The organism is Halobacteriovorax sp. RZ-2 (assembly GCF_043196685.1).
Lineage (GTDB): Bacteria > Bdellovibrionota > Bacteriovoracia > Bacteriovoracales > Bacteriovoracaceae > Halobacteriovorax_A.
Genome location: NZ_JBEBMR010000001.1, coordinates 732,939 through 753,148, shown reverse-complemented (window position 1 = coordinate 753,148; position 20,210 = coordinate 732,939). Strand labels below are relative to the sequence as shown.

At 37.1% G+C, this 20,210-nt stretch carries 17 protein-coding genes and 1 riboswitch; of the genes, 9 read left to right on the top strand and 8 right to left on the bottom strand.

Going from position 1 to position 20,210, the window contains the following annotated elements; genetic code table 11:
* Nucleotide 1: 1 nt before the first annotated feature.
* The 4 genes from lptB (at nucleotide 2) to ABMA78_RS03565 (ending at nucleotide 3,590) form a co-directional block, all read left to right on the top strand.
* Nucleotides 2–736: an LPS export ABC transporter ATP-binding protein gene (gene lptB, locus ABMA78_RS03580; RefSeq protein ID WP_392857130.1), complete on the top strand. Its 735-nt coding sequence runs from the start codon at nucleotides 2–4 to the stop codon at nucleotides 734–736.
* 51 nt (nucleotides 737–787) lie between these two features.
* Nucleotides 788–2,239 carry an RNA polymerase factor sigma-54 gene (gene rpoN / locus ABMA78_RS03575; protein ID WP_392857127.1) on the top strand — a complete coding sequence of 484 codons (1,452 nt, stop codon included), beginning with the start codon at nucleotides 788–790 and terminating at the stop codon, nucleotides 2,237–2,239.
* A gap of 69 nt (nucleotides 2,240–2,308) precedes the next feature.
* The gene (gene hpf / locus ABMA78_RS03570; RefSeq protein WP_021266419.1) at nucleotides 2,309–2,674 is read left to right on the top strand and encodes a ribosome hibernation-promoting factor, HPF/YfiA family; all 366 of its coding nucleotides are present in this window, start codon (nucleotides 2,309–2,311) and stop codon (nucleotides 2,672–2,674) included.
* Nucleotides 2,675–2,789: 115 nt separating this feature from the next.
* Entirely contained in the window at nucleotides 2,790–3,590 is an 801-nt protein-coding gene (locus ABMA78_RS03565; protein ID WP_392857126.1) for a DUF2608 domain-containing protein, read from the top strand.
* Between the two features lie 35 nt (nucleotides 3,591–3,625).
* Here ABMA78_RS03565 and ABMA78_RS03560 read toward each other — a convergent pair whose 3' ends face one another.
* Together ABMA78_RS03560 and ABMA78_RS03555 are read right to left on the bottom strand one after the other, a co-directional pair.
* Complete coding sequence (locus tag ABMA78_RS03560) at nucleotides 3,626–4,183, bottom strand: hypothetical protein (protein WP_392857124.1); 558 nt, start codon at nucleotides 4,181–4,183, stop codon at nucleotides 3,626–3,628.
* An 80-nt stretch (nucleotides 4,184–4,263) separates the two neighbouring features.
* A complete protein-coding gene (locus tag ABMA78_RS03555) occupies nucleotides 4,264–5,091 on the bottom strand; it encodes a mechanosensitive ion channel domain-containing protein (protein ID WP_392857122.1) in 828 nt (275 codons plus the stop codon).
* A gap of 163 nt (nucleotides 5,092–5,254) precedes the next feature.
* On the opposite strand from ABMA78_RS03555, the gene ABMA78_RS03550 reads away from it, so the two are divergent.
* Both ABMA78_RS03550 and ABMA78_RS03545 read left to right on the top strand, forming a co-directional pair.
* Complete coding sequence (locus ABMA78_RS03550) at nucleotides 5,255–6,871, top strand: ABC-F family ATP-binding cassette domain-containing protein (protein WP_392857121.1); 1,617 nt, start codon at nucleotides 5,255–5,257, stop codon at nucleotides 6,869–6,871.
* Nucleotides 6,871–8,013, top strand: a complete 1,143-nt coding sequence (locus tag ABMA78_RS03545; protein ID WP_392857120.1) for a cation:proton antiporter — start codon at nucleotides 6,871–6,873, stop codon at nucleotides 8,011–8,013. Before ABMA78_RS03550 ends, ABMA78_RS03545 begins: the two co-directional genes overlap by 1 nt.
* Before the next feature lie 3 nt (nucleotides 8,014–8,016).
* On the opposite strand, the gene ABMA78_RS03540 is transcribed toward ABMA78_RS03545, so the two are convergent.
* From ABMA78_RS03540 to ABMA78_RS03530, 3 genes are all read right to left on the bottom strand, one after another.
* On the bottom strand, nucleotides 8,017–9,111 hold the full coding sequence (locus tag ABMA78_RS03540) for a porin (protein WP_392857118.1): 1,095 nt from the start codon (nucleotides 9,109–9,111) through the stop codon (nucleotides 8,017–8,019).
* Nucleotides 9,112–9,558: 447 nt separating this feature from the next.
* Nucleotides 9,559–10,263: a hypothetical protein gene (locus ABMA78_RS03535; protein ID WP_392857115.1), complete on the bottom strand. Its 705-nt coding sequence runs from the start codon at nucleotides 10,261–10,263 to the stop codon at nucleotides 9,559–9,561.
* Nucleotides 10,264–10,417: 154 nt separating this feature from the next.
* Nucleotides 10,418–11,662: a DcaP family trimeric outer membrane transporter gene (locus tag ABMA78_RS03530; protein ID WP_392857113.1), complete on the bottom strand. Its 1,245-nt coding sequence runs from the start codon at nucleotides 11,660–11,662 to the stop codon at nucleotides 10,418–10,420.
* A gap of 511 nt (nucleotides 11,663–12,173) precedes the next feature.
* On the opposite strand from ABMA78_RS03530, the gene ABMA78_RS03525 reads away from it, so the two are divergent.
* Nucleotides 12,174–13,664 carry a M20 family peptidase gene (locus tag ABMA78_RS03525; protein ID WP_392858011.1) on the top strand — a complete coding sequence of 497 codons (1,491 nt, stop codon included), beginning with the start codon at nucleotides 12,174–12,176 and terminating at the stop codon, nucleotides 13,662–13,664.
* A gap of 316 nt (nucleotides 13,665–13,980) precedes the next feature.
* Here ABMA78_RS03525 and ABMA78_RS03520 read toward each other — a convergent pair whose 3' ends face one another.
* Both ABMA78_RS03520 and ABMA78_RS03515 read right to left on the bottom strand, forming a co-directional pair.
* Entirely contained in the window at nucleotides 13,981–14,340 is a 360-nt protein-coding gene (locus ABMA78_RS03520; RefSeq protein ID WP_392857110.1) for a hypothetical protein, read from the bottom strand.
* Between the two features lie 85 nt (nucleotides 14,341–14,425).
* Complete coding sequence (locus ABMA78_RS03515; protein WP_392857108.1) at nucleotides 14,426–14,896, bottom strand: peptidylprolyl isomerase; 471 nt, start codon at nucleotides 14,894–14,896, stop codon at nucleotides 14,426–14,428.
* Nucleotides 14,897–14,979: 83 nt separating this feature from the next.
* Between ABMA78_RS03515 and ABMA78_RS03510 the strand changes: the two genes are divergently transcribed.
* Both ABMA78_RS03510 and ABMA78_RS03505 read left to right on the top strand, forming a co-directional pair.
* Complete coding sequence (locus tag ABMA78_RS03510; protein WP_392857105.1) at nucleotides 14,980–17,133, top strand: UvrD-helicase domain-containing protein; 2,154 nt, start codon at nucleotides 14,980–14,982, stop codon at nucleotides 17,131–17,133.
* A 22-nt stretch (nucleotides 17,134–17,155) separates the two neighbouring features.
* Nucleotides 17,156–18,310 carry an MFS transporter gene (locus ABMA78_RS03505; RefSeq protein ID WP_392857103.1) on the top strand — a complete coding sequence of 385 codons (1,155 nt, stop codon included), beginning with the start codon at nucleotides 17,156–17,158 and terminating at the stop codon, nucleotides 18,308–18,310.
* Here ABMA78_RS03505 and ABMA78_RS03500 read toward each other — a convergent pair.
* Nucleotides 18,292–20,067, bottom strand: coding sequence for a TonB-dependent receptor plug domain-containing protein (locus ABMA78_RS03500; protein ID WP_392857101.1), 1,776 nt, complete (start codon nucleotides 20,065–20,067; stop codon nucleotides 18,292–18,294). The genes ABMA78_RS03505 and ABMA78_RS03500 overlap by 19 nt on opposite strands.
* Nucleotides 20,058–20,193: riboswitch (cobalamin riboswitch) on the bottom strand. Its footprint overlaps the gene before it by 10 nt.
* Nucleotides 20,194–20,210 lie beyond the last annotated feature (17 nt).

The following is a 20,210-nucleotide window of genomic DNA, read 5'->3' as shown; positions in this document are numbered from 1 at the left end:
CATGGTTGAAGAAATCGCACAATTATCAGCTCATGGTTTAAAGAAAGTCTACGGCGGCAGAGAAGTCGTTAAAGGCGTAAGCATCGATGTTAAGCAAGGGGAAGTTGTAGGACTACTCGGCCCAAACGGTGCAGGTAAGACAACATCGTTTTATATGATGGTAGGGCTGGTTAAGGCAGATGAAGGAAAAATTGATTTATCTGGTGAAGACTTAACTGAGCAACCAATTCATATTAGGGCATTAAAGGGTGTCGGCTATCTTCCCCAAGAGGCCAGCATCTTTAGAGATTTAACGGTTGAGGCCAATATCTTTTCGGTTCTAGAAAACCGAGACTTACCAAGGGCCAAGAAGAAGACACTTCTTGATAACTTGATAGCAGATTTTGGACTTGGACATATTAGAAAATCTCTTGGTTCAGCTCTTTCCGGTGGTGAAAGAAGAAGAGTTGAGATTGCACGAACTCTGGCACTTGAGCCTAAGTTTGTTCTTCTCGATGAGCCTTTTGCTGGAGTTGACCCATTAGCAGTTAATGACATTCAAAGTGTTATTAACAGTCTAAAGAGAAGGAATATCGGTGTCTTGATCACCGACCACAACGTAAGGGAAACATTAGGAGTAGTTGATCGAGCGTTTATTATGAGTAGTGGAGAATTACTTGTAAGTGGGACACCGGATGAAATTGTAAACAACGAAAGAGCAAGGAAGTTCTATCTTGGTGAAGAATTTAGAATGTAGCTAGACCTAAGCAAATAAGCTGGTCTGGTTACTAAGAAATAAGGAACCAATATGGCCACAAAACTTTCGCAGAATCTCAGTCAAACTCAACAGCTCGTGATGACGCCACAGCTTCAGCAGGCGATTAAATTACTGACATTAAGCCATTTAGAAATGACAGATGTTATCGCTAAGGAGATGGTGGAAAACCCAATGCTGGAAGAGTTCTCACCTGGTGAAAGTGATTACAAACTTGATAAATTAGAAAATCAAACAAAAGAAGCCAAGGCCGACGACTTTAAAGAAGAGGCCATGATGAGTAGTGGCGACGATATGGATTGGCAAAAGTATGTCGATAGCTATAACTCGACAACTTATGAACCAAATATGGCCGCACCTTCTCTAAGTCCTGATGATATGCCTAATTACGAGAATATGGTTTCTAAGAGTGAATCTCTTGCAGAACACCTCGAGTGGCAACTTCGTATGGAAAATCTTGATGATCAAGAGATTGATTTTGCTATTGAGATCATTGGAAATATCAATGATGATGGCTACCTTTCATGTGCATTTGATGAGCTTATTGAAAAAGGGAATCTTGATCGTGAACACTCTCTTCATATTTTAGAAGTTGTTCAACGTCTCGATCCAGTTGGTTGTGGTGCCCAAGACTTAGTTGACTGTCTTCTTGCGCAAGCAAGAATTGCAGAAGAGCGTTCACCACTACTTGAAAAGATTATTCGTTTCCATTTAACGAACCTAAAAAATAGAGATTATAAAAAAATTACTGCAGACACTGGAGTGTCGGAAGAGCAGATTATTGAAACAGCTAAACTGCTTCATAATTTTCACCCAAAGCCAGGTCGCCTTGTTGGTGGTGGAGATACTCACTATGTAACTCCTGATGTTTTTGTTGTTGAAGTTGGTGGAGAGTTCGTTGTTCAGGTTAACGACGATGGTGTACCAAGATTAAGAATTTCTAAAATGTATCAGGATATGCTTAATCAAGCAGAATCCCTGAAAAATAAAGAAGCTAAAGAATTTGTAGAAGAAAAACTTAAGTCGGCTTTATGGCTAATAAAGTCTATAAATAAGAGACAGCGAACAATTGATCTTGTGGCAAAGTCAATTGTGAAAAAGCAGCAGCAGTTTTTTAAAAAGGGACCGAAGCTTTTAAAACCAATGGTTCTTAAAGATGTTGCTAATGAGCTGGGAGTTCACGAGTCGACAGTTTCTCGTGCTACTTCAAATAAGTATATGCACACACCAATTGGCCTATTTGAATTAAAGTATTTTTTCAATGCAGGAATTGGTGGAGACAAGGGTGGAATCGACGTTGCAGGTGAAGTTCTTAAACTAAAAATTAAGGAACTTATCGATAACGAAAATGAGAAGAAGCCTTTATCGGATCAGAAGATTGCCGACCTTTTGAGCCAAGAAGATGTGAAGGTTGCGAGGCGTACGGTCGCTAAGTATAGAGAAATGCTTGGGATTTTGTCGTCATCAAAAAGAAAAGTAAAATAGCTCGATATTTTGGAGAAACTGCCGATAGGTTTACCCAAGATACTATACACATAGAGGAGAACGTATTTTATGAAAGTAACAGTAAGTTTTAGACACCTTGAGCATACGCCAGCACTTGATGAGAGAATCCAAGAGAAATCAGCTAAAATTGCCAAGTACCTTGATGGAAATCTTCATCTGAAATGGAGTTGCGAAGTAAGGGATGGTCGCGAGCATTACGCTGAGGTCGAAGTAATTGGACCTAAGTTTGACTATCATGCAAAAGCTCACTCTGATAGCCTATATAAGACCATTGATCTTGTTGTTGCTAAGATTGAAAAGCAGGTACAGAAGAAGAAAGAGAAGATGCTTAATAAGAAGAAAATGCCACATAAAGATATGGAAATCCTCGATCCAAATGATGCGTGGATGGACTACGACGATATGGCGTCTTAATCACTTAATATAAACATACTTTCTGTATATAAAGTCACGTAAAGCCTTCCGTAATGGAAGGCTTTTATTTTGCCTCCGATACTGGTATGCTTGCTGGTCAAGAAAAGGAGACAAGATGAAGTTAATTATTTCAATTCTGATCACATTCAGCGCACTTTCATATCAAGAGATCTCTTCCCATACGAATTTCTACAAGAAGATTGTAGAGTATACGAAGAAGAATAAACTTAAAACAAGTGATGTCCTTGTTGTTTACGATATTGATAACACTCTTCTAAGATTTAAAACGAGTTTTGGAAGTGACCAATGGTATGGTTGGCAAAATGATCAAATAAAGAAGGGCTGTCCTGTTCATTGTATTGCTAAGTCTGTTCGTGGACTTTTGGATTATTCTTATAAGGCAACTTTTATTTCTGACATGATTCTTGTTGAAAAAGAAATTCCAAGTCTAATTGAAAAACTACAAGAGTCTGGCTACGGCGTCGCTTCAATTACTTCAAGAGGACCTGTTAATTATCCTGCAACAATCCGCGAACTTAATAAGAGTGGAATTGATCTAAAGAAGGCCAATGCTCCAAGGCTTCCATTTATTACGAAGCTCTACGGAAGAGAAGTACGCTATGCTGATGGCGTTTTTATGACTTCTGGCCTTAATAAAGGACAAATGCTGACTCACTTAATTAACCGCCCAGGACTTGAAAAGAAGTATAAAGCAGTATTCTTCCTTGATGATCGTCTAAAGCATATGAAGACAATGGATAAAGAGTATAAGAATAATAAGGCCAATAAGCTTCCAGTTTTTGCATTTCGTTTAACAACGACTGATGCAATCGTAAAAGAGTTCAACGAATCAGATAAGAAGCTTGAGATACGAATTGGTGAAGAATTCAAAAAGTTAAATAAAGATCTAAATTAAAAATAAAAAAAGGCCTTCTTACGAAGGCTTTTTTTTTAATATGAAGTCGTCGTACAAACAGTATTCATACCAACAGTTGTACAAGTTGTTCGACCTGTACGATTTGTTCTAAAGCTTCCATCCCAGCTGTCTTGCTCATGTTGTCTAACCCTTAAGTAAGCCGATAGAGAATCTCTTTCTTGCTTTGAAAGGTAAATGCTATCACCATTTTCAATAGCATTAGATAGCTCTTTAAAATCAACTCCAGCATCTTCTCTGATTGTAAGCATGCGTTGACTAAGTTTTACTGGATAGCGCTTGAGTTCCCAGTTCTCTTTGATATGAGATCTTGAGGCCTTCTTATATCTTTTTCCATCAGATGCCTTAATTGAGAAGAGTCTGAACTTGAAAATAACACCATTTTCATTCTTCATTGTATTGTTAGTTTGGTGCCAATATCTTAGTCCATCACTTCCGATAATAAGACCTTGGTCTTCATCAAAGTATGAGCCCGCTTGATCAAATGGGGCCAACTCTGTTGGAGCTCCACTGGCCTGGATACATGTAATTGAAATAGTCACAAATAGTAACAATCTTAAGATATTCTTCGTCATAATTTCTCCCTACTGAAATTGTAGAAGATAAATATCTTATATTGAAATAGGCCGTCTAGAGACAGTTTGGCACCAGGTTCTTACTTATAAAACTCACGTAAGAAATCTTTAAGGATTTTCTGCTCAACAGATCCTTTCGTCCTTGCCGGTGCCGTAATTCGCACATTTAGCTCAATTTCATCCTTAGTTGTGAAGTTGATTTGAACACGAGGCTTTAAGATTGGCGTTTCTAAGTGAGACTTTGTAAATAGCTTATTTAGCACAACTTGGGCCTGCTCAAAGTACTCGGAACAGTAGAACTCGGATCTCTCAAGAAGAATTTTCTCCGCCTTTTCCCAGTCACAATCAGGAGAGAGGATCACTTTAAAAGTATGGAGAACGAAACTTTTTAGGAATGACTCGTTTGTTACTCGATTCGTTAAAAAAATAGAATTGGGAACAATTATTGAGCGTCCCGTATAATTGTGAGACGTCTTATTTGGCCCAACTTCTAAGAGCGTTGTTGTAAAGAGGTCGCGATCAATAACACTTCCACGCTTTCCTTCGATTTCAATTGTGTCACCGATAATAAAGCCACCAGAGAAAGTCTTATAAATACCACCCATGATATTTAGAGATAATTCCTTTGTTATAAGGACGATGGCTACCATTAGGGCCGCAAGAGAGAAGGCGAGGTTCTTTAGCTCAGTTGAATAGATATAGAGCGTTATAAAAACGAAGATAATCGTTAAAGAAATATTCGTATTAACAACATATCGTCTTTTGGTTTCAATATTAATTGAGCTTGTTTTCTTTAAGATGAAAGAGAAAATATGATTTGTTAAATAAAACAAAATCAGCACAAGTATTACATGTACTGATTTCTTAATATCACCCTGTGTGTCGACGAATATATTATCTAAAGTCATAGCGAAATTATAAGGCCAAATAGCTAATTTCCAAACGATTAAATGCGTTAAAAGTGTCGAATATTAAAGACAGATTTAGGAGTGCCATGCTAGACTGAACTAATTCGTATATTCAGATTAAATAGCTAAATAAATACAAAACGTTGAGTGGGATTTATCACATATGTTAAATGTTTCCAATATTTCTAAAATTCAAAGTAGTGAAACCCTATATAGTGGTGGAACCTTTCAGATAAATCCTGGTGAAAAAGTTGGGCTTGTTGGTCCAAACGGTGCAGGAAAAACAACTCTATTTCGTATGATTATTGGTGAAGAGAAGCCTGATGAAGGACAAGTCTCTTTTCCTGATAAGCTTCGCTGGGCCTACTTCTCTCAAAAAGTAGGGGAAATGGCAGGTCAGACGGCCAAAGAAGTTGTTATGTCTGGTGACGTAAAGATTTCTGAACTTGGTGTTAAGCTTAAAGAGTATGAAGAAAAGCTAGTAGACTGCGCTAATATGAGCGACGATGAAATGAATGATGTCCTAATGAAAATGGGTGATGTTCAATCGGAGTTTGAAAAGCGTGGTGGATACGATCTAGAAACACGCGCAGAAGAAGTGCTAACAGGTCTAGGGATTATGCCAGTTGATCACAATAAGATGATCGAAGACTTCTCTGGTGGATGGAAGATGCGTATTGCTCTTGCCCGTGTTCTCGTTATCAATCCAGAACTAATCTTAATGGATGAGCCTACCAACTATCTTGATATGGAATCTATCCTATGGCTTGAGGAGTGGTTAAAGAATTTCAAAGGTGGGATCTTTATGACAACCCACGATCGTGATTTCATGAATAATGTTTGTAATAAGATTGTTGAAATCGCTCATAAAAGGATCACGACTTATACAGGAAACTATGACTTCTATGAGAAGGAGAGGGACCTACGTCGTGAACAATTAATTGCTCAAGCTTCTCGCCAAGCTGATATGCTAGCAAAAGAAGAAGAGTTTATTGCAAAATTTAAGGCACGTGCTTCTCACGCGGCCCAAGTTCAATCTCGTGTTAAGAAGCTAGAAAAGATTGATCGTATTGAAGTTCCGGCCGAAGAAGAAACAATTAATTTTCAATTCCCAACGCCTCCAAGAGGTGGGGATGATGTTGTTATTATCAAAGACCTTTCAAAATCATGGCCACTATCTGACGGTAGTGCACATGAAGTCTTTCATGGCCTATCAACAACAGTTAAAAGAACAAATAAAATTGCAGTTGTTGGAGTTAACGGTGCCGGTAAGTCGACACTTTTAAAATGTATTACTGCTCATACGGAGCCAACTGCTGGTAGCGTTGCTATTGGCCCAAGTATTAAGATCGGTTACTTCTCTCAGTATTCACTTGAGGTTTTAAACCCTGAAGCAAGTGTTTTTGATGAAGTGAGAAAGGATCTTCCTACAGCAAGTAATGGCTATATTAGAAACCTACTTGCGGCCTTCTTATTCAGAGGCCAAGACGTTGATAAGAAGGTTAAGTACCTATCTGGAGGGGAGAAGTCTCGCCTTGTGATGGCCGTACTCCTTTCACAAAATAATAATTTCTTAGTTCTAGATGAGCCGACAAACCACCTTGATATTAAATCAAGAGAGGTTCTACTGGATGCACTAAAACGTTATGAGGGAACAGTGATGTTTGTATCCCACGATAGACACTTTCTGAGCGAGTTAGCAGAAAATGTTTATGAAGTGGATAAGGGGGAAGTTCGCATCTTCCCGGGTTCATACGTTGAATACATGGAGAGACAATAATGATTAACTTGCAGAATACGGAAGTGCAGTACTTACTACTGTTCACAATTCTTCTCATTCTTCCAAAACTTTTACTTCGCTTTCAAATTCCGATTGGTATTTCATCAATCTTTTTAGGAATTGGAGCAGGGCTTGGTCTTGGCTGGTTTCAAGGTGATGACCTTCTTCTTATGCTTTCTCGTCTAGGGATCACTTCTTTATTCTTATTCGCAGGTTTTGAAGTTGAGTTCGAAGAACTTAAGCAAAATTGGAAGGAGCTTTTAGGAGGAGTGGCGCAGACAATGTCGATAACACTCGTTGTGGCATTCATCATTCACTTATTCTTCTCAATTGGCTTTCGTGCAGCAACTTTAATTGCTCTAGGGATTATGACTCCTTCAACTGGTTTTATTTTAAACTCTCTAAAGAATTATGGATTTAGTGAAGGGCAAGAGTATTGGATTCGTTCAAAAGCAATTTCTAAGGAGATCTCTGCCATCTTACTGCTATTTATTACTCTTCAGTCGGAGAGTTTAGTAAACCTTGGTAGTTCTACCCTTATTTTAGTTGCCCTCAGTATTTTCTTACCTCTATCTTATAAATTATTTTTCAAATATATCGCTCCATATGCCAAGGATTCAGAAGTTGGTTTCTTAATTCTTACGGCCCTTATCTGCGGAGTGATCACAAAGAAAATCGGAACTTACTATCTTGTTGGGGCTTTCCTTGTTGGATTTATTGCTTCAGAATTTAAGCACTTTGGTAAGTCAGAAAAGTCAGAAGAAATTTTAAAGAATTTACAAATGTTCTTCTCTTTCTTCATTCCATTTTATTTCTTTAAGGCCGGTATTGGCTTTACGCAAGATCTATTTACACTAGACGGACTTTATATTGGACTAGCTTTCTTAGGAATTTTCATTCCTTTAAGAATTTTTAACACATACTCAAATATGAAATTCTTTATGCAGGATTTTTGGCCAGACCGCAAAGAGATTACAGTTTCTTTACTACCAACTCTAATCTTTGGTTTAGTTATGGCCCAGATTGCTAGGGAGCGCTTTGAAGTTCCTTTAGAGATTATTTCAGGTCTTGTTATCTACACTCTTGTTTCAAGTGTAATACCGGCCTTTATGTTTAAAAAAGTACCACCTGAAAATTATTAGAATTTAAAAATATAGCGTCGCTCCCACGAAGACCTCATGGTCTTCAAGGGAACCGCCGTCAACGGCTGTCGAGTCATCATATACAAATTCAACTCCAAACTCCATCGTCTTATAAGCATAAATATAAGAGGCTAAGTATTTACCAATTTCATAATTTTCATAACCTATTTCACTAGATATTTGCCAATTGTAACCAACCATAAATTGATTCTCTTTATTAAGCCTCCAACCGACTAAAGCTTCGAGATTATCCGTTTCAATAAATTGTCCTTCAATTAGTTCTAGATCTTTTGCATCGCCATAAACGGCTGCTAAGAAGAAGTCCTTGTAGATAAACTTTGTTCCAATTGAGACCGATACCTTATCAACTTTATTGCCATTATTATTGCTTTCAAGGTGAATAGCCGCGATACCGATAATCATATTCTCTCTTAGGTAGCGAATTGAAGCAGCCGTTGAATTTTCAAGAGTGAGATTCGCATCGTCAATTCCATCTCCATCCGAATCGTAGTCAGTTGAGACATCACCTGTCAGCTTATATTGAGCACCGAAGTGGAAATATCCAAGTTTATAGCGAAGGTCTAATACGTCAACAGCACGTGAAGTACCAATGATTTCACTATTGGCCGTATATGTTGAAGATGTGTAGGCTCCAGTGATCATAAAAATATCGGTAAAGCCTGTGACATCATACCAGATGGACCAGTTCTTACCAATTGTGGCTTCAAAGTCACCTTTACTTAACCAAAGATAGGCAAGACGTGAAGAGAAGGGTTTGTCACTTGTGTTGTCGACTACAAAGCGCCCTGTATTTAGGGGGTCGCTTGAACCCTGAACATTTTGGCTCGTATTACTGGTATTGATTCCAAACTCAGCACGAAAACCAGTGGTGAACCCCTCAATTAAGTCATCTCTCTTATATTTAAATCCAAACCGAGATGAGTTATTATTTAATGATTGTGTTCCGTCTTTACCGACAAAAGCCATTGAGATCTTTCCATAAAGATCGAAGCCATCAGCGAGTTCTATTGCGAAAATCGTATTTGATAGAAGAAATGAACAAAGGATGATTTCAAGTCTTACTTTATTTAATTGCATAGTACCCTCATTAAAAAATTAATTAATTTTAATAAGGTTTTATGTTGTTATTTAAGTAAAGAAAGCTAAAAATATTAATTGGTACTTAAGGGGAATGAGTAAATATGGATTAGTATTACTTTAAAATTAATCTGTTTGTTTTGGTAGGAAAATTAAGTGAAAGTCATCTGCTAAAATAAATATTCCAAAAGTTTTGAATTTTTTTGACTACTTTATTTGCTTCTATCTTTAGTATTTTAGATATTTTGTTCTGGCCAAGTGTCTTATATATTTGATTCTTTTGCGTATATATTAGTTTGATGAATACTTAATTATGTTGAGCTATCGAAAAACTCCACGTTCAATTGCTCAATCAGGTCTTTGGCTTGATTTTTAAGCTAAGTCTAAAGTGATTACAGTAGTTTACAAAGAGAGTAGAGTTGCAACTTCTTAAGAAGCATTTACTCTTTAGAATTGATAATTAAATTCCAAACGATGATCGCCATCAGTGTAATCGATTAAGTTATTCCAATTCGCGAAATAGCGAAGATTTAACTGAGGATTGATTTGGTAGCCAATTGCGAACTCATGAGTAAGTAAATTATCTTTATTACCATAAGCATGATTTTCAAAGCGGTCTGAACCAGATATTGCAACAATCCAGAGAGGATTATAGTTCAACCAAATTTTCTTCGTAATAGCAAGTTTTGCAAACATACCAATAACTGCGTTAATACCCATTATGGAATATCCACTGTCAATTGTATCATCATCCTCAATGGCATTCTTTCCAATTTCGAGTCCAACTCCACCCAGAGGATAGAGATTGATATTCCAGAACTCAGGTATACCATGCACGTATGAATAAGCAGCACTTATATTTTGTTCCGCGAGATTGTTGCCTTTAAAATTATAAGTCGCATCAATCTGAGTTGCCGTCTGCTTTGCTCCATTTACCGAAAATCTTCTTAAGCGTACAGTATCAATGTCATTAGACTTTCTCGATGTTCTATCCCATCCAAGTTCTTCGCCAAGGAAGCCTTTAATTTCTAATGCGTTTAGTGATGCAATTCCTGGTTCGCCACTTGGGTATGCTAATGTGAATTTAGCATTAAGTCCTCTGTTTGTGGCGCCAAACCCTACTGAAGTGAAGACAGCGAGAGGATCAGACATATCTTTAAATCCTTTGTCTTGTGCTGATATACTAAAGCTTATTAAAAGAATTATTATTCCAAGGTATTTTTTCACTTCACTTTTCCTCTTTAGTTTATTCTTGAATTCTTATTCATAGAGTTTATTATAGGTTGTATCGCTGATCTGTTATATTTTAAAAGTCGAATTTTATCATTGCCTGAATACGACTCGCATCGCCATCATCATCATTGTTGTTAACACGAACTCCGTACATGTATTCAACTCCTGTTGAAACTTTACTGGCCAGTTCTTTTATTAAATTAACGTGAAGAACTCCACCTCCTGCGATTGCATCATCAGGCCGTTGGCTAGACTTTTCAAGCTCAGTCCAAGCAATCGCAAAGTTTGTGGAAAGCGTGTCTGTAAGCTTGAAAGCATACCCAAATGTTGCACTATAGCCTTTGTTCGTTTTTAAAATGCCATCGGCAACTAGTGTTGCATTTGCATTACTTCCTGCTAGTGCGAGAATAGTGGCTCCCGCACCATCACCGTACGAGATATTCCAGGTGAAATAACTTCTTTTTTGCCCAAAGTATTGTCGACCTGCAAATACTGCTGACCATTGTGTCGCCGTTGCATCCTTTCCGATATTTTGTCCATCCCATTTAAGTTGCGCAATTTGTGTTCCAAGCATGATGAAACCGTCTTCACGTTCTAAATCAATTCGAGCAGATAAAGAAGGGAGCTGAATAACTGCCTCTCCGTTGAAGTTCGCTGGATTATCTATTGCAGCCTCCGTTATTTTCTCTAGTGCGATAGCCCATCTCGTACTTGACGATACTTGGTCTTGCCATCTAAGTTGTACAGTTCGTCCACCATAAAGTGCATCACCATAAGCAAAGTCGATCATAAAAGGAAGTGAGCGAAGTTCGGATAGGTTTGTCCAGGTTTGACCTACTACAATCTTACCGTAGACGAAGTAAGCATGTCTTACCCTTGCATAGGTTTTATCGGTATCAAAATAATCCATTTCTAAGAAGAATTGTTGTGGAGGTTCTCCGGCCGTGTTTTTTCGAATATCAAAATTAAAACGTGTTTCTCTGATTAAAGCATTGAAATATCCATCGTTATTCGCTTCAGGTGTTCCATCAACTGGGATTTTACTGATTAAAAACTGATCCTTGTCTCCCGATCCGTCAAAATCTCCGATTATATCAGCCTTAAAATAACCGCCAATCTTCATACGCATATCTGTTCCAAACATCGGCCAAGACCCTGGGAAGTCTTTGTTCTCAAGCATTGTACCTGTGTCAACGCGATGATAATCTCTTATTTCACCAGGCTGAACAACGAAATCAGATACTTCATCCTTAGAAAAAACCTTCATATTGAATGAAGCTACAATTATTAGAATGAAAATTTGTAGATTTTTTTTCATTTTACCTCTTATTTACTTTACGACGATAAGTTATATTAAAAATTGTATTCAAAATGGGTAAACTTATATTTTTCTAAAAATTTTATATTTCGTTAGATCATCTAAATAAGGGCACTAAGCTAATTCTTTACCAATTAAAGTATTTGGATCTTGTATATGGTAAACCTTTATCTATTGTTTTATATAGGTTGGCTACAGCGGAATTAAAGCAGAAATACTTGTTTACTATGTGAACTTTACAGAAAGTATGACATGGTAAAAAAGTACTTAAAACAGCCTTTTGTTAAAGTACAGATATTCATATATTTGTTTGAAGATTGGGCTATTATGTCGAGAGTTGTCTTGATCCTAAAAGAACTGTTAAGTTTTTTGTTCTTAAACTTTACTTATTTTTATTTTCTTTCATGAAGTAAGATTTTTATTATCTGTACTTATATAGTTTATTGTTTGTTGTTAAGGAGAGTTTCATATGGATATTTATAAAAAGTTATACAACTTTTTGAGTACTGCTATGGTTGCAACTAGTTTAATTTCTTGTGCTAATAGTGAAACAAGTACAAAAGAATTTACATCATTGCAGATGAAAGGTGTTGAAAAGGTCACTGTTAAGGTTGATAAGATGGCTGCGGCAAAGAGGTTAGCAAAAGGCGTGCAGTACAAAACAATTTCAAATCAAGATCGAAGTGACTTTGATAAAAAAGCATTTCGTGGATATCATAATTATTTAAAAAAGACATATCCACTTGTTCATAAACGTTTAAAGAGAGAGAGGATTGGTAGTCCTCGTCCATATAGTTTACTTTATACTTGGAAAGGAACGGATCCAAAATTACCTCCAGTCGTCCTTATGGCACACATGGATGTTGTACCTATTGCACCAGACTCAAAAGATCAGTGGAAGGTACCTCCTTTTTCGGGAGCAATTAAAGATGGTTATATATGGGGACGTGGAGTACTCGATGATAAAAACCAAATTCACGGAATCCTAGAAGCGGCTGAAATGAAATTGAAAAAAGGCTTTCGCCCCAAGAGAACAACATACTTTGTATTTGGTCATGATGAAGAAGTAGGAGGGCCAGAAGGGGCAAAGCATGCAGCTGATTTGTTAGAAAAGCGAGGAATTAAAAAAGTTGCTTTTGTGCTTGATGAGTCTGCACCGATTACACCTGGTATTTTTCCTGGCATTAAAGACAATACAGCTCTTATTGGTATTGCACAGAAGGGATATGTTAGCCTTGAGATGAAGATTGACAATGTAGGAGGACACTCTTCTCAACCTCCTAAGGAGGCAAATATTGTTATTCTGGCAGACGCTGTAAGTAAATTGCAAAAAGCACAGTTTCCATACAAGATTCATGAAGCTGTCCGACATCAGTATCGCTATATGGGGCCAGAACTCGATAAGAGTAAGCAAGATATGTATGCCGCTGTCGCATATGGAAAAGACGGCAGTCCTACGAGATTAGAAAAGAAGTTTATTGATGAGATGGCAACGAATCAAGTTACACGTGCCATGCTTCATACAACGATTGCAGTAACAATGTTTAATGCAGGAATTAAAGATAATGTTCTTCCTCCATCAGCGACAGCTGTCGTTAACTTCAGACCGATGCCTGGAGATACTCCTGATGTCATCATTGATTATGTAAAGAATGTTATTAAAGATGATAGAATTACAATTCGTGATATTTCTGCTTCAACTCCTGCTACTAACGTTGCAAACCCTGAGGGACAAGGCTACAAATTACTAGAAAAAACAATCCGTCAAACATGGGGGAATGAATTAATTGTTTCACCATTTTTTGTCATTGGTGGATCAGATTCTAAACACTTCCAAGCACGAAAATTTGCTCCTGATGTTTATACAATCACAGGAATTCAATTAGAGAATACAAAAGAGTTTGAAGGGTTTCATGGTGTAAATGAACGAATCAAAGTAGATGAATACGCAAAAACAATTGGTTTCTTCTATACTTTATTTGATAATTTACAGAAGCTTTAAAATTTTCTGGTGTTTAATCTAAATTTTTAAAAACTTTAGTGTAATAAAAGGGCTACTTAATTAAGAAGTAGCCTATTACAATAATCCTAGGGGAGAATAACGATGAGTAAGAAAGTAAAAAATTAAGTAAACTGTTTATTGAGCTTGATTGATACATCTTTACTGTCTTGGTGCTATAATCAAAGCTATATCTTATTAGGTTTCATTCGCCTTAAGGTTGTCTAAATAGGTAAATCACCTTCAAGTAAAAGAGCTAGATTTGATACCAGATAGACCAGCTCTTCCCAAGAGTTGCATTAAAATCTCCTCTCTCTATCTAAAGATAAGCAAGCCTCGTTGAGAAGGGCCGGTCGCTAGTATTGTCTACTTGAAATCGTCCCGTTGTGTTCGGGATACTCTGTATATTTTGGCTCGTATTGCTGGTATTGATTCCAAACTCAGCACGAAGACCAGTGGTGAACTTCTCGAGTAGGTCATCTCTCTTATATTTAAACCCAAATCGAGAAGAGTTATTATTTAATGATTGAGCTCCGGCTTGGCCAATGGCCGCCATTGAAATTTTTCCGTATAGCTCAAAATTGTCACCGAGGTTCTTTGCTGAAATTGAATTAGAATAAAGAAATGAACTCGCACATAGAGAAAACGCGAGAGACTTTCTTAAATTTAAAACCCACATAGAATCCTCACTCAAATCAATAATCGATAAATTAATTTTAGTAAGGATCTATGCGATCTTTTAACTTAAGAAAGGTAAAGATTGATTAGTGACCACATCCACCTTGTCCATGAGCGTGACCATGGGCAACTTCTGTTTCAGTCGCTTCTCTTACTTCAGTGATTTCGATATCAAAGTTTAGATCTTCACCTGCAAGAGGGTGGTTACCATCTAAAGTAACTTCATCGCCTTCAATTGCAATAACTGCAAATGGAGGAAGACCTTGATCTTGGTTAACTTGAAATACGTCACCAATATTTAATTGTGCATCTTCTGGAAATTGTGAGCGTTGAACAGTGATTACTAATTCATCATTTTTGTTACCGTATGCGTCAGCAGCTGGTACATTGATAACTTTCTTATCACCAATATTCATTGCGACGATCTCTTTTTCTAGACCTGGAATGATTTGACCAACACCTTCTAAGAAAACTAGTGGACCATGTTCAGCAGAATTGTCTAAAACTTCGTTCTTTGAGTTCGTTAATGTGTAGTGAAATCCGATAACTTTTGGCATAATAGGGCCCTCTAATTGTTGATTATTAATATAGTAAATAAAGTTCAACACTAACAAGCTAGATGATTAAAGGCAAATAAAGAATGAGTGAATTAGTAAATCAAAAATATATCCAAAAAATTAATGATTTTCTTGCGCAAACCGTTGATTTAATTGATAGAGTTCCAGATTTAAATGCTGCGGCATTGGCCGATATTGCGGCCAATATTAGGGCCTTAAGAGACGAATCTCTTAACTGTAAAGAAGATGATCTGCCTGGAATTATTCAGCAGATGAACCTTCTAAATCAACTCGCTGATCGCTATGAACAACACCAAAGTTTACCTAATATTGAATCTCCATTCTTTGGCCATTTTAAAATTAAACAAAATGGAAAGCTTAAGGATTTTCTCATTGGCCACACTCCTTTTTCACATAAGGAATTAAAGTTTAAAATCATCGACTGGAAGAAATCTCCTATGGCACGTATCTTTTACCAGTACGGCGAAGGTGATGACTTTGATTTCGACTTAGATGACCGAATTATTGAAGGTCATATTCTAGAGAAATCAATTCTAACAGTTAGAGAGAAACAACTGGTAAGAATTGACCGAGAAGGTAATACTAACGTCTTAAGAGAAAGTGAGTGGATCTCTCTAAATGAATCAGCACAAAAGCTTGCTGGTGGAGAAGGAAGCGCTAACCAAAGTCTTGGTAGTGGCCGTACTGGATTTGATGGCCCTGAGGTTATTTCTCTTCTTGATAAGACTCAGTATGATCTTGTTAACCAAAGTGCAAAGAAGCCACTTCTTATCACTGGTGGGGCCGGTTCTGGTAAGACGACAGTTGCTCTTTATCGTATTGCAAAGCTTTGTCGTGAAGACGGAATTCGCCAAGAAGAGGTTATGGTTATCGTACCAAATAATGGTCTAGTGAAATTATCTAAGAAGCTCTTAGTTGAGTCACAACTTGAGAAAGTTCGAGTTTCAACACTTGATGACCTAATTAAAAAGATCGTCTTCCAAAATATGCGCTCAGTTCCTAAGAAGATTGAGGATAACCCACTTGATTCAATTGCCACAATTAAGAGAAACCCTAAGCTTCTTGAATTGATTGATGAGTACCTGGCAGTAAAAGAATTGAATATTGAAAAGAAACTTAAGGGAACAGACCTTGAGTTTTTTACAAAGAATCGCACTCGTCCATTATATGTACGTGTTAAGAATCTTTATGAGAATACACGTGATCCTCTTTTAAAAGTTGAAGTGAAGAAGATCTTAAATGGCTTCAAGAATGTAAGAGAAGAGCTTTTAAATGTTTTCTCTGATGCGAAGCTTATGGAGAAGCTACCTGAGATGACAAATCGTATGGTAACGACTCACATGTTAAATGACTTAAAATTCTATACGGCAAAACAAATTCAAGGCCTAGATAAAGACTCTGATTATGCCAATCAGGGACAAGACCTTTCAGGATTTGTTGATAAATACGACCTGCCATTATTTAACTATTTAATTGTAAAACAATTTGGACACCTTAAATACTTTGGCCGTGAGTTTAAGTCTTATCGTCATATTTTCTTAGATGAGGCACAAGAGCTATCTAAGTCTGAGCTTGTTATGCTTGGTCAAATTAAACATCAAGATGGAAACTTCACAATTGCAGGGGACAGTGTTCAACAAATTGATAGCACATTTGAGTTCACTTCATGGCACGACGTTTGTCATACGCTTGAGCTTGATGTGGATGATATGCAAGTTGAAGAACTTAATGTTTCATACCGCTCTCCAAAAGAAATTGTTTCTTTTGCGCATAAGGTTCTTGGACCTCTAGCACCTAAGGAGCTTCCAGAGTCGAAGAGAGATGGTGGACCAATTATTGAATCATCAGTTCAACATCTTGAGCATGCTTCGATGCTAATTAGTAGTGCGCTAGTTGAGCTAATGAATCGTGAGCCGAAAGCATCAATTGCAATCATTTGTTCAAAAGAGAGCATTGCAAGAGAGCTATATTCTGAAATTGAAGAAGTTGGAAGTATTCGACTTGTTCTTGATGAGAATTTTTCTCTAAGGCCAGGTGTTGATGTGACAACTGTTGAGCAAATTAGAGGTCTTGAATTTGATTACGTTATTATTCCAGACTGTGATAAGGACCTTTATCCTGCAAATAATACAGCAAGAAAGAGGCTTCACCTTGCTGCGACAAGAGCAATTCACCAACTTTGGATTCTATTCAAAGATAAGACACTTATTGCTTAATTTGAATTAGAAGGAAGTTGATTTGAAAAATTTTGGTTATGTCTCGCTAGGGTATCTGTCACTTGTGGCGTTAAGTCTTATTGATAATGGACGCGGAAGTGTCTATCCTGAGCTTTTACAATATTTTCAAATCAGACCAGATAAGGGATCGTTAATCTTTTCCTTGATGTCGATCACTTCTTTCATTGCTTACCTGACAACGTCTTTTTGGCTACCAAGTTTTGGCCCGGTTAAGGCAACTCGCATGGCCATGGTCATGATGGGAATAGGGACGTTTGGAATTGGACTTGGTGGAGACTTTCTCAACTTTGACTTGAGTTTATTCTTCGGAGCCTGGGCCGGATTTGGCTTTGGGATTACTGGAATTACAATGAATTTCATGGTTGATAATGGAGCGCCGGCCGAGCATAAGAGGCGCTACTTATCAGGACTTCATGGTGTCTACGGAGTGGCCTCATTAATGGCCCCTCAAATTCTTTCTCTATTTTACTTTTTAAATTCAGATTGGATTCACTTCTTTAAGTTCTTACTCATTCCATGTGCTTTAGTTTTTATCTATTCTTTCTTTGTGGATGATACACACCATGAAGAAATAAAAGAAAATCATGGATCAATGCCTAATGCTTTCTTTATGAATCTTATGATTGGCCTATTTGCGGGGTTCTATGTTGCTTCTGAAATTATGCTTTCGTCGCGATTAAAATTCTATTTGGTGGAGGCCCATGAGTATTCAGATATTGTCGCTAATAATTACTTATCTTATTTCTTTCTATTCTTAATGTTGGGGAGATTAGGGTTTGCTTTCTTAAATATTAAGTTATCGTCGAATCGCTTGATTTATATTTCACTGGTAACAAGCCTCATTTGTTTTAGCTTAGGACAATTTCATCATATATTTTATCCGATGACCGCTTTATTTATGTCCTTTTGTTTTCCTGTCATCGTTGATTGGGTTTCAAATAGTTTTCCAAAGAAGAATCATGTCGTTCTTGCTCAAACGATGAGCTATATCGGTGTCAGTATCGCGATTATGCACTTTATATTTGGTGCCATCGCAGACAACTACGGTGCAAAGAATGCGATTAACTTCTTTTATTTCTTAAATATTGGATCAATAATTTTCTTTACCATCGCAATTGCAATGGTAAAGAAGTATCATCAGAAGTCGAGCTTGTAGCCTAGGAAGTAACTACGGGCCATTGTCCCGTAGTAGCGAATATTCTCATAATCCTTATCGAGAATATTTATTATTTTGAAATTTAAGTTTTGATATTCGTAGTTGATATTACCAATTACATAAGAAGGCATGCTTCCAAAGTCCTCTCGTTTTCCTACGTATTGCCACCAATTTGAAATACTCTGGTTATCATTAATTTGATAGCCAAGCTCTAGGCTTGCCAGTGCTTCTGGTGTTCTTGCAAGGTCTGAGTCGGTTATTTTATTTGTGGCCTTCTGAATTGTTACTGAGGTTGCAATGCTAAATGAGTTTTGAAATTCTTTGTTGAAGTTAAACTCGATTCCTTGAATTTGTGACTTTGCAATATTTAGGTAGCCCATATTAATCGTATCGTAATCGATTTGATTTTTTAGGTCGTAGTTGAATATCGTAAGTTCTGCTTGATAAGTAATCTTCTTATACGAAAGAGTTAGTTCACTATTAATACTATCAGTCGGGTCAAGCATTTCAAGTTGATTAGCGATTTGATAAAGCGTTGGAAGTTTATATCCACTTGATAAATGACCTTTAAGGGAGAGTTCTCTTGTGAAGTTATAACCAAGACCAAAGCTTGCAATGGTATTTAAATTAAATGTTGAGAATTTGTCGAAACGCAGTCCTATATCTGAAAACCAATCTTTATATGCATAATTGAATGTTGTATAGAGTGAGAATAATTCACTATAGTTACCAAGAGTCAGGTCATCTTGCTTAAGGTATTGAACACCATAGAAAGAATTTAAATTCTTTGAAAACTCATAAGTAGCATCAAGCTTTAAATCTGTTTCTTCCCCACGAAATAGAGGAGTGAAGCCCTGAGGGTCTTCTCTTCTAATTGTTGAGTACCTAATACTAGGAGTAAGAGTAAACCTTTCATCTGCACTATTATAGTTAAGACTAAGGAAGTTATTGTATTGATTGTACTTATTTAAATCATTGTCGGCGACATCGATTGGATTAAATGGAGGTGCAAAATTGAATCCATCAATTTCAATTTCTGAGTCGATAAATTGTGCTTGGTAGTTTAATTCAAGTTGGTTATTAATGAGGTAGCTTGTATTCAAAGAGAAGCTAAGGTTCTTATAAGAATCAGCCTCTGCATTAGTTAGCCTATCTTCATTAACTGAAGAGTATCCATCAGAATGTAAGTAAGAAAAGTTAAATCCGTAACTTAACCTTTCCATGTGTCCGCTCGTCTGGGCCGCAACCTTTGCTGTGTTATAACTCCCATACTCTGCACTAACTCTTGAGCTCTTAATACCTTTTTTTGTATTGATTTTTAAAACACCACCAATTGCATTAGAGCCGTATAGAATTGACTGACTACCTTTTAGGATCTCTATACTTTCAATATTATCCAAGTTGATGTGGTTAATTTGATACGAGTTATTGATATCAGTTGGATCTGTAAGCTCGATATTATCAATGAGAACCTTTGAAAAACCTGTCGGTAAACCGCGAAGTCGTAAACTTGAAGCCGCTCCGATTTGGCCAGTCTGTCCAATAAAGATGCTCGCTTTACTTTGTAGTAGCTGTTGTAATGTTGTGGCATCAGTATTTTCAATTTCTTCACGAGTGATAACAGTGACGGCACTCGTTACTCGTTCTGAACTCGTTTCAAGCTTTGTGGCCTTAATGGTAATTTGTGCAATTGATGTTAATGGTAAAAATGCAGTGGCGTAATAAAATAGTGTTTTTATGATCTTCCTCCGAGACATAGAAATATTGAAGGGCTCGGACTCTAACCGTTGCGGGACAGTCTCTGAATTTCACAGAGTTCACCTTTTGTGCTGTATTTACTAGCAAAGATAGTTACAAGAAGCCCATTATCTGTCAATAAACAGATAATAGGCCCAATGGA

Bases quoted from the DNA above. Each gene is read 5' to 3' on its own strand.
- lptB (WP_392857130.1), top strand. From the start codon at position 2: ATGGTTGAAGAAATCGCACAATTATCAGCTCATGGTTTAAAGAAAGTC.
- rpoN (WP_392857127.1), top strand. From the start codon at position 788: ATGGCCACAAAACTTTCGCAGAATCTCAGTCAAACTCAACAGCTCGTG.
- hpf (WP_021266419.1), top strand. From the start codon at position 2,309: ATGAAAGTAACAGTAAGTTTTAGACACCTTGAGCATACGCCAGCACTT.
- ABMA78_RS03565 (WP_392857126.1), top strand. From the start codon at position 2,790: ATGAAGTTAATTATTTCAATTCTGATCACATTCAGCGCACTTTCATAT.
- ABMA78_RS03560 (WP_392857124.1), bottom strand. From the start codon at position 4,183: ATGACGAAGAATATCTTAAGATTGTTACTATTTGTGACTATTTCAATT.
- ABMA78_RS03555 (WP_392857122.1), bottom strand. From the start codon at position 5,091: ATGACTTTAGATAATATATTCGTCGACACACAGGGTGATATTAAGAAA.
- ABMA78_RS03550 (WP_392857121.1), top strand. From the start codon at position 5,255: ATGTTAAATGTTTCCAATATTTCTAAAATTCAAAGTAGTGAAACCCTA.
- ABMA78_RS03545 (WP_392857120.1), top strand. From the start codon at position 6,871: ATGATTAACTTGCAGAATACGGAAGTGCAGTACTTACTACTGTTCACA.
- ABMA78_RS03540 (WP_392857118.1), bottom strand. From the start codon at position 9,111: ATGCAATTAAATAAAGTAAGACTTGAAATCATCCTTTGTTCATTTCTT.
- ABMA78_RS03535 (WP_392857115.1), bottom strand. From the start codon at position 10,263: ATGTCTGATCCTCTCGCTGTCTTCACTTCAGTAGGGTTTGGCGCCACA.
- ABMA78_RS03530 (WP_392857113.1), bottom strand. From the start codon at position 11,662: ATGAAAAAAAATCTACAAATTTTCATTCTAATAATTGTAGCTTCATTC.
- ABMA78_RS03525 (WP_392858011.1), top strand. From the start codon at position 12,174: ATGGTTGCAACTAGTTTAATTTCTTGTGCTAATAGTGAAACAAGTACA.
- ABMA78_RS03520 (WP_392857110.1), bottom strand. From the start codon at position 14,340: ATGTGGGTTTTAAATTTAAGAAAGTCTCTCGCGTTTTCTCTATGTGCG.
- ABMA78_RS03515 (WP_392857108.1), bottom strand. From the start codon at position 14,896: ATGCCAAAAGTTATCGGATTTCACTACACATTAACGAACTCAAAGAAC.
- ABMA78_RS03510 (WP_392857105.1), top strand. From the start codon at position 14,980: ATGAGTGAATTAGTAAATCAAAAATATATCCAAAAAATTAATGATTTT.
- ABMA78_RS03500 (WP_392857101.1), bottom strand. From the start codon at position 20,067: ATGTCTCGGAGGAAGATCATAAAAACACTATTTTATTACGCCACTGCA.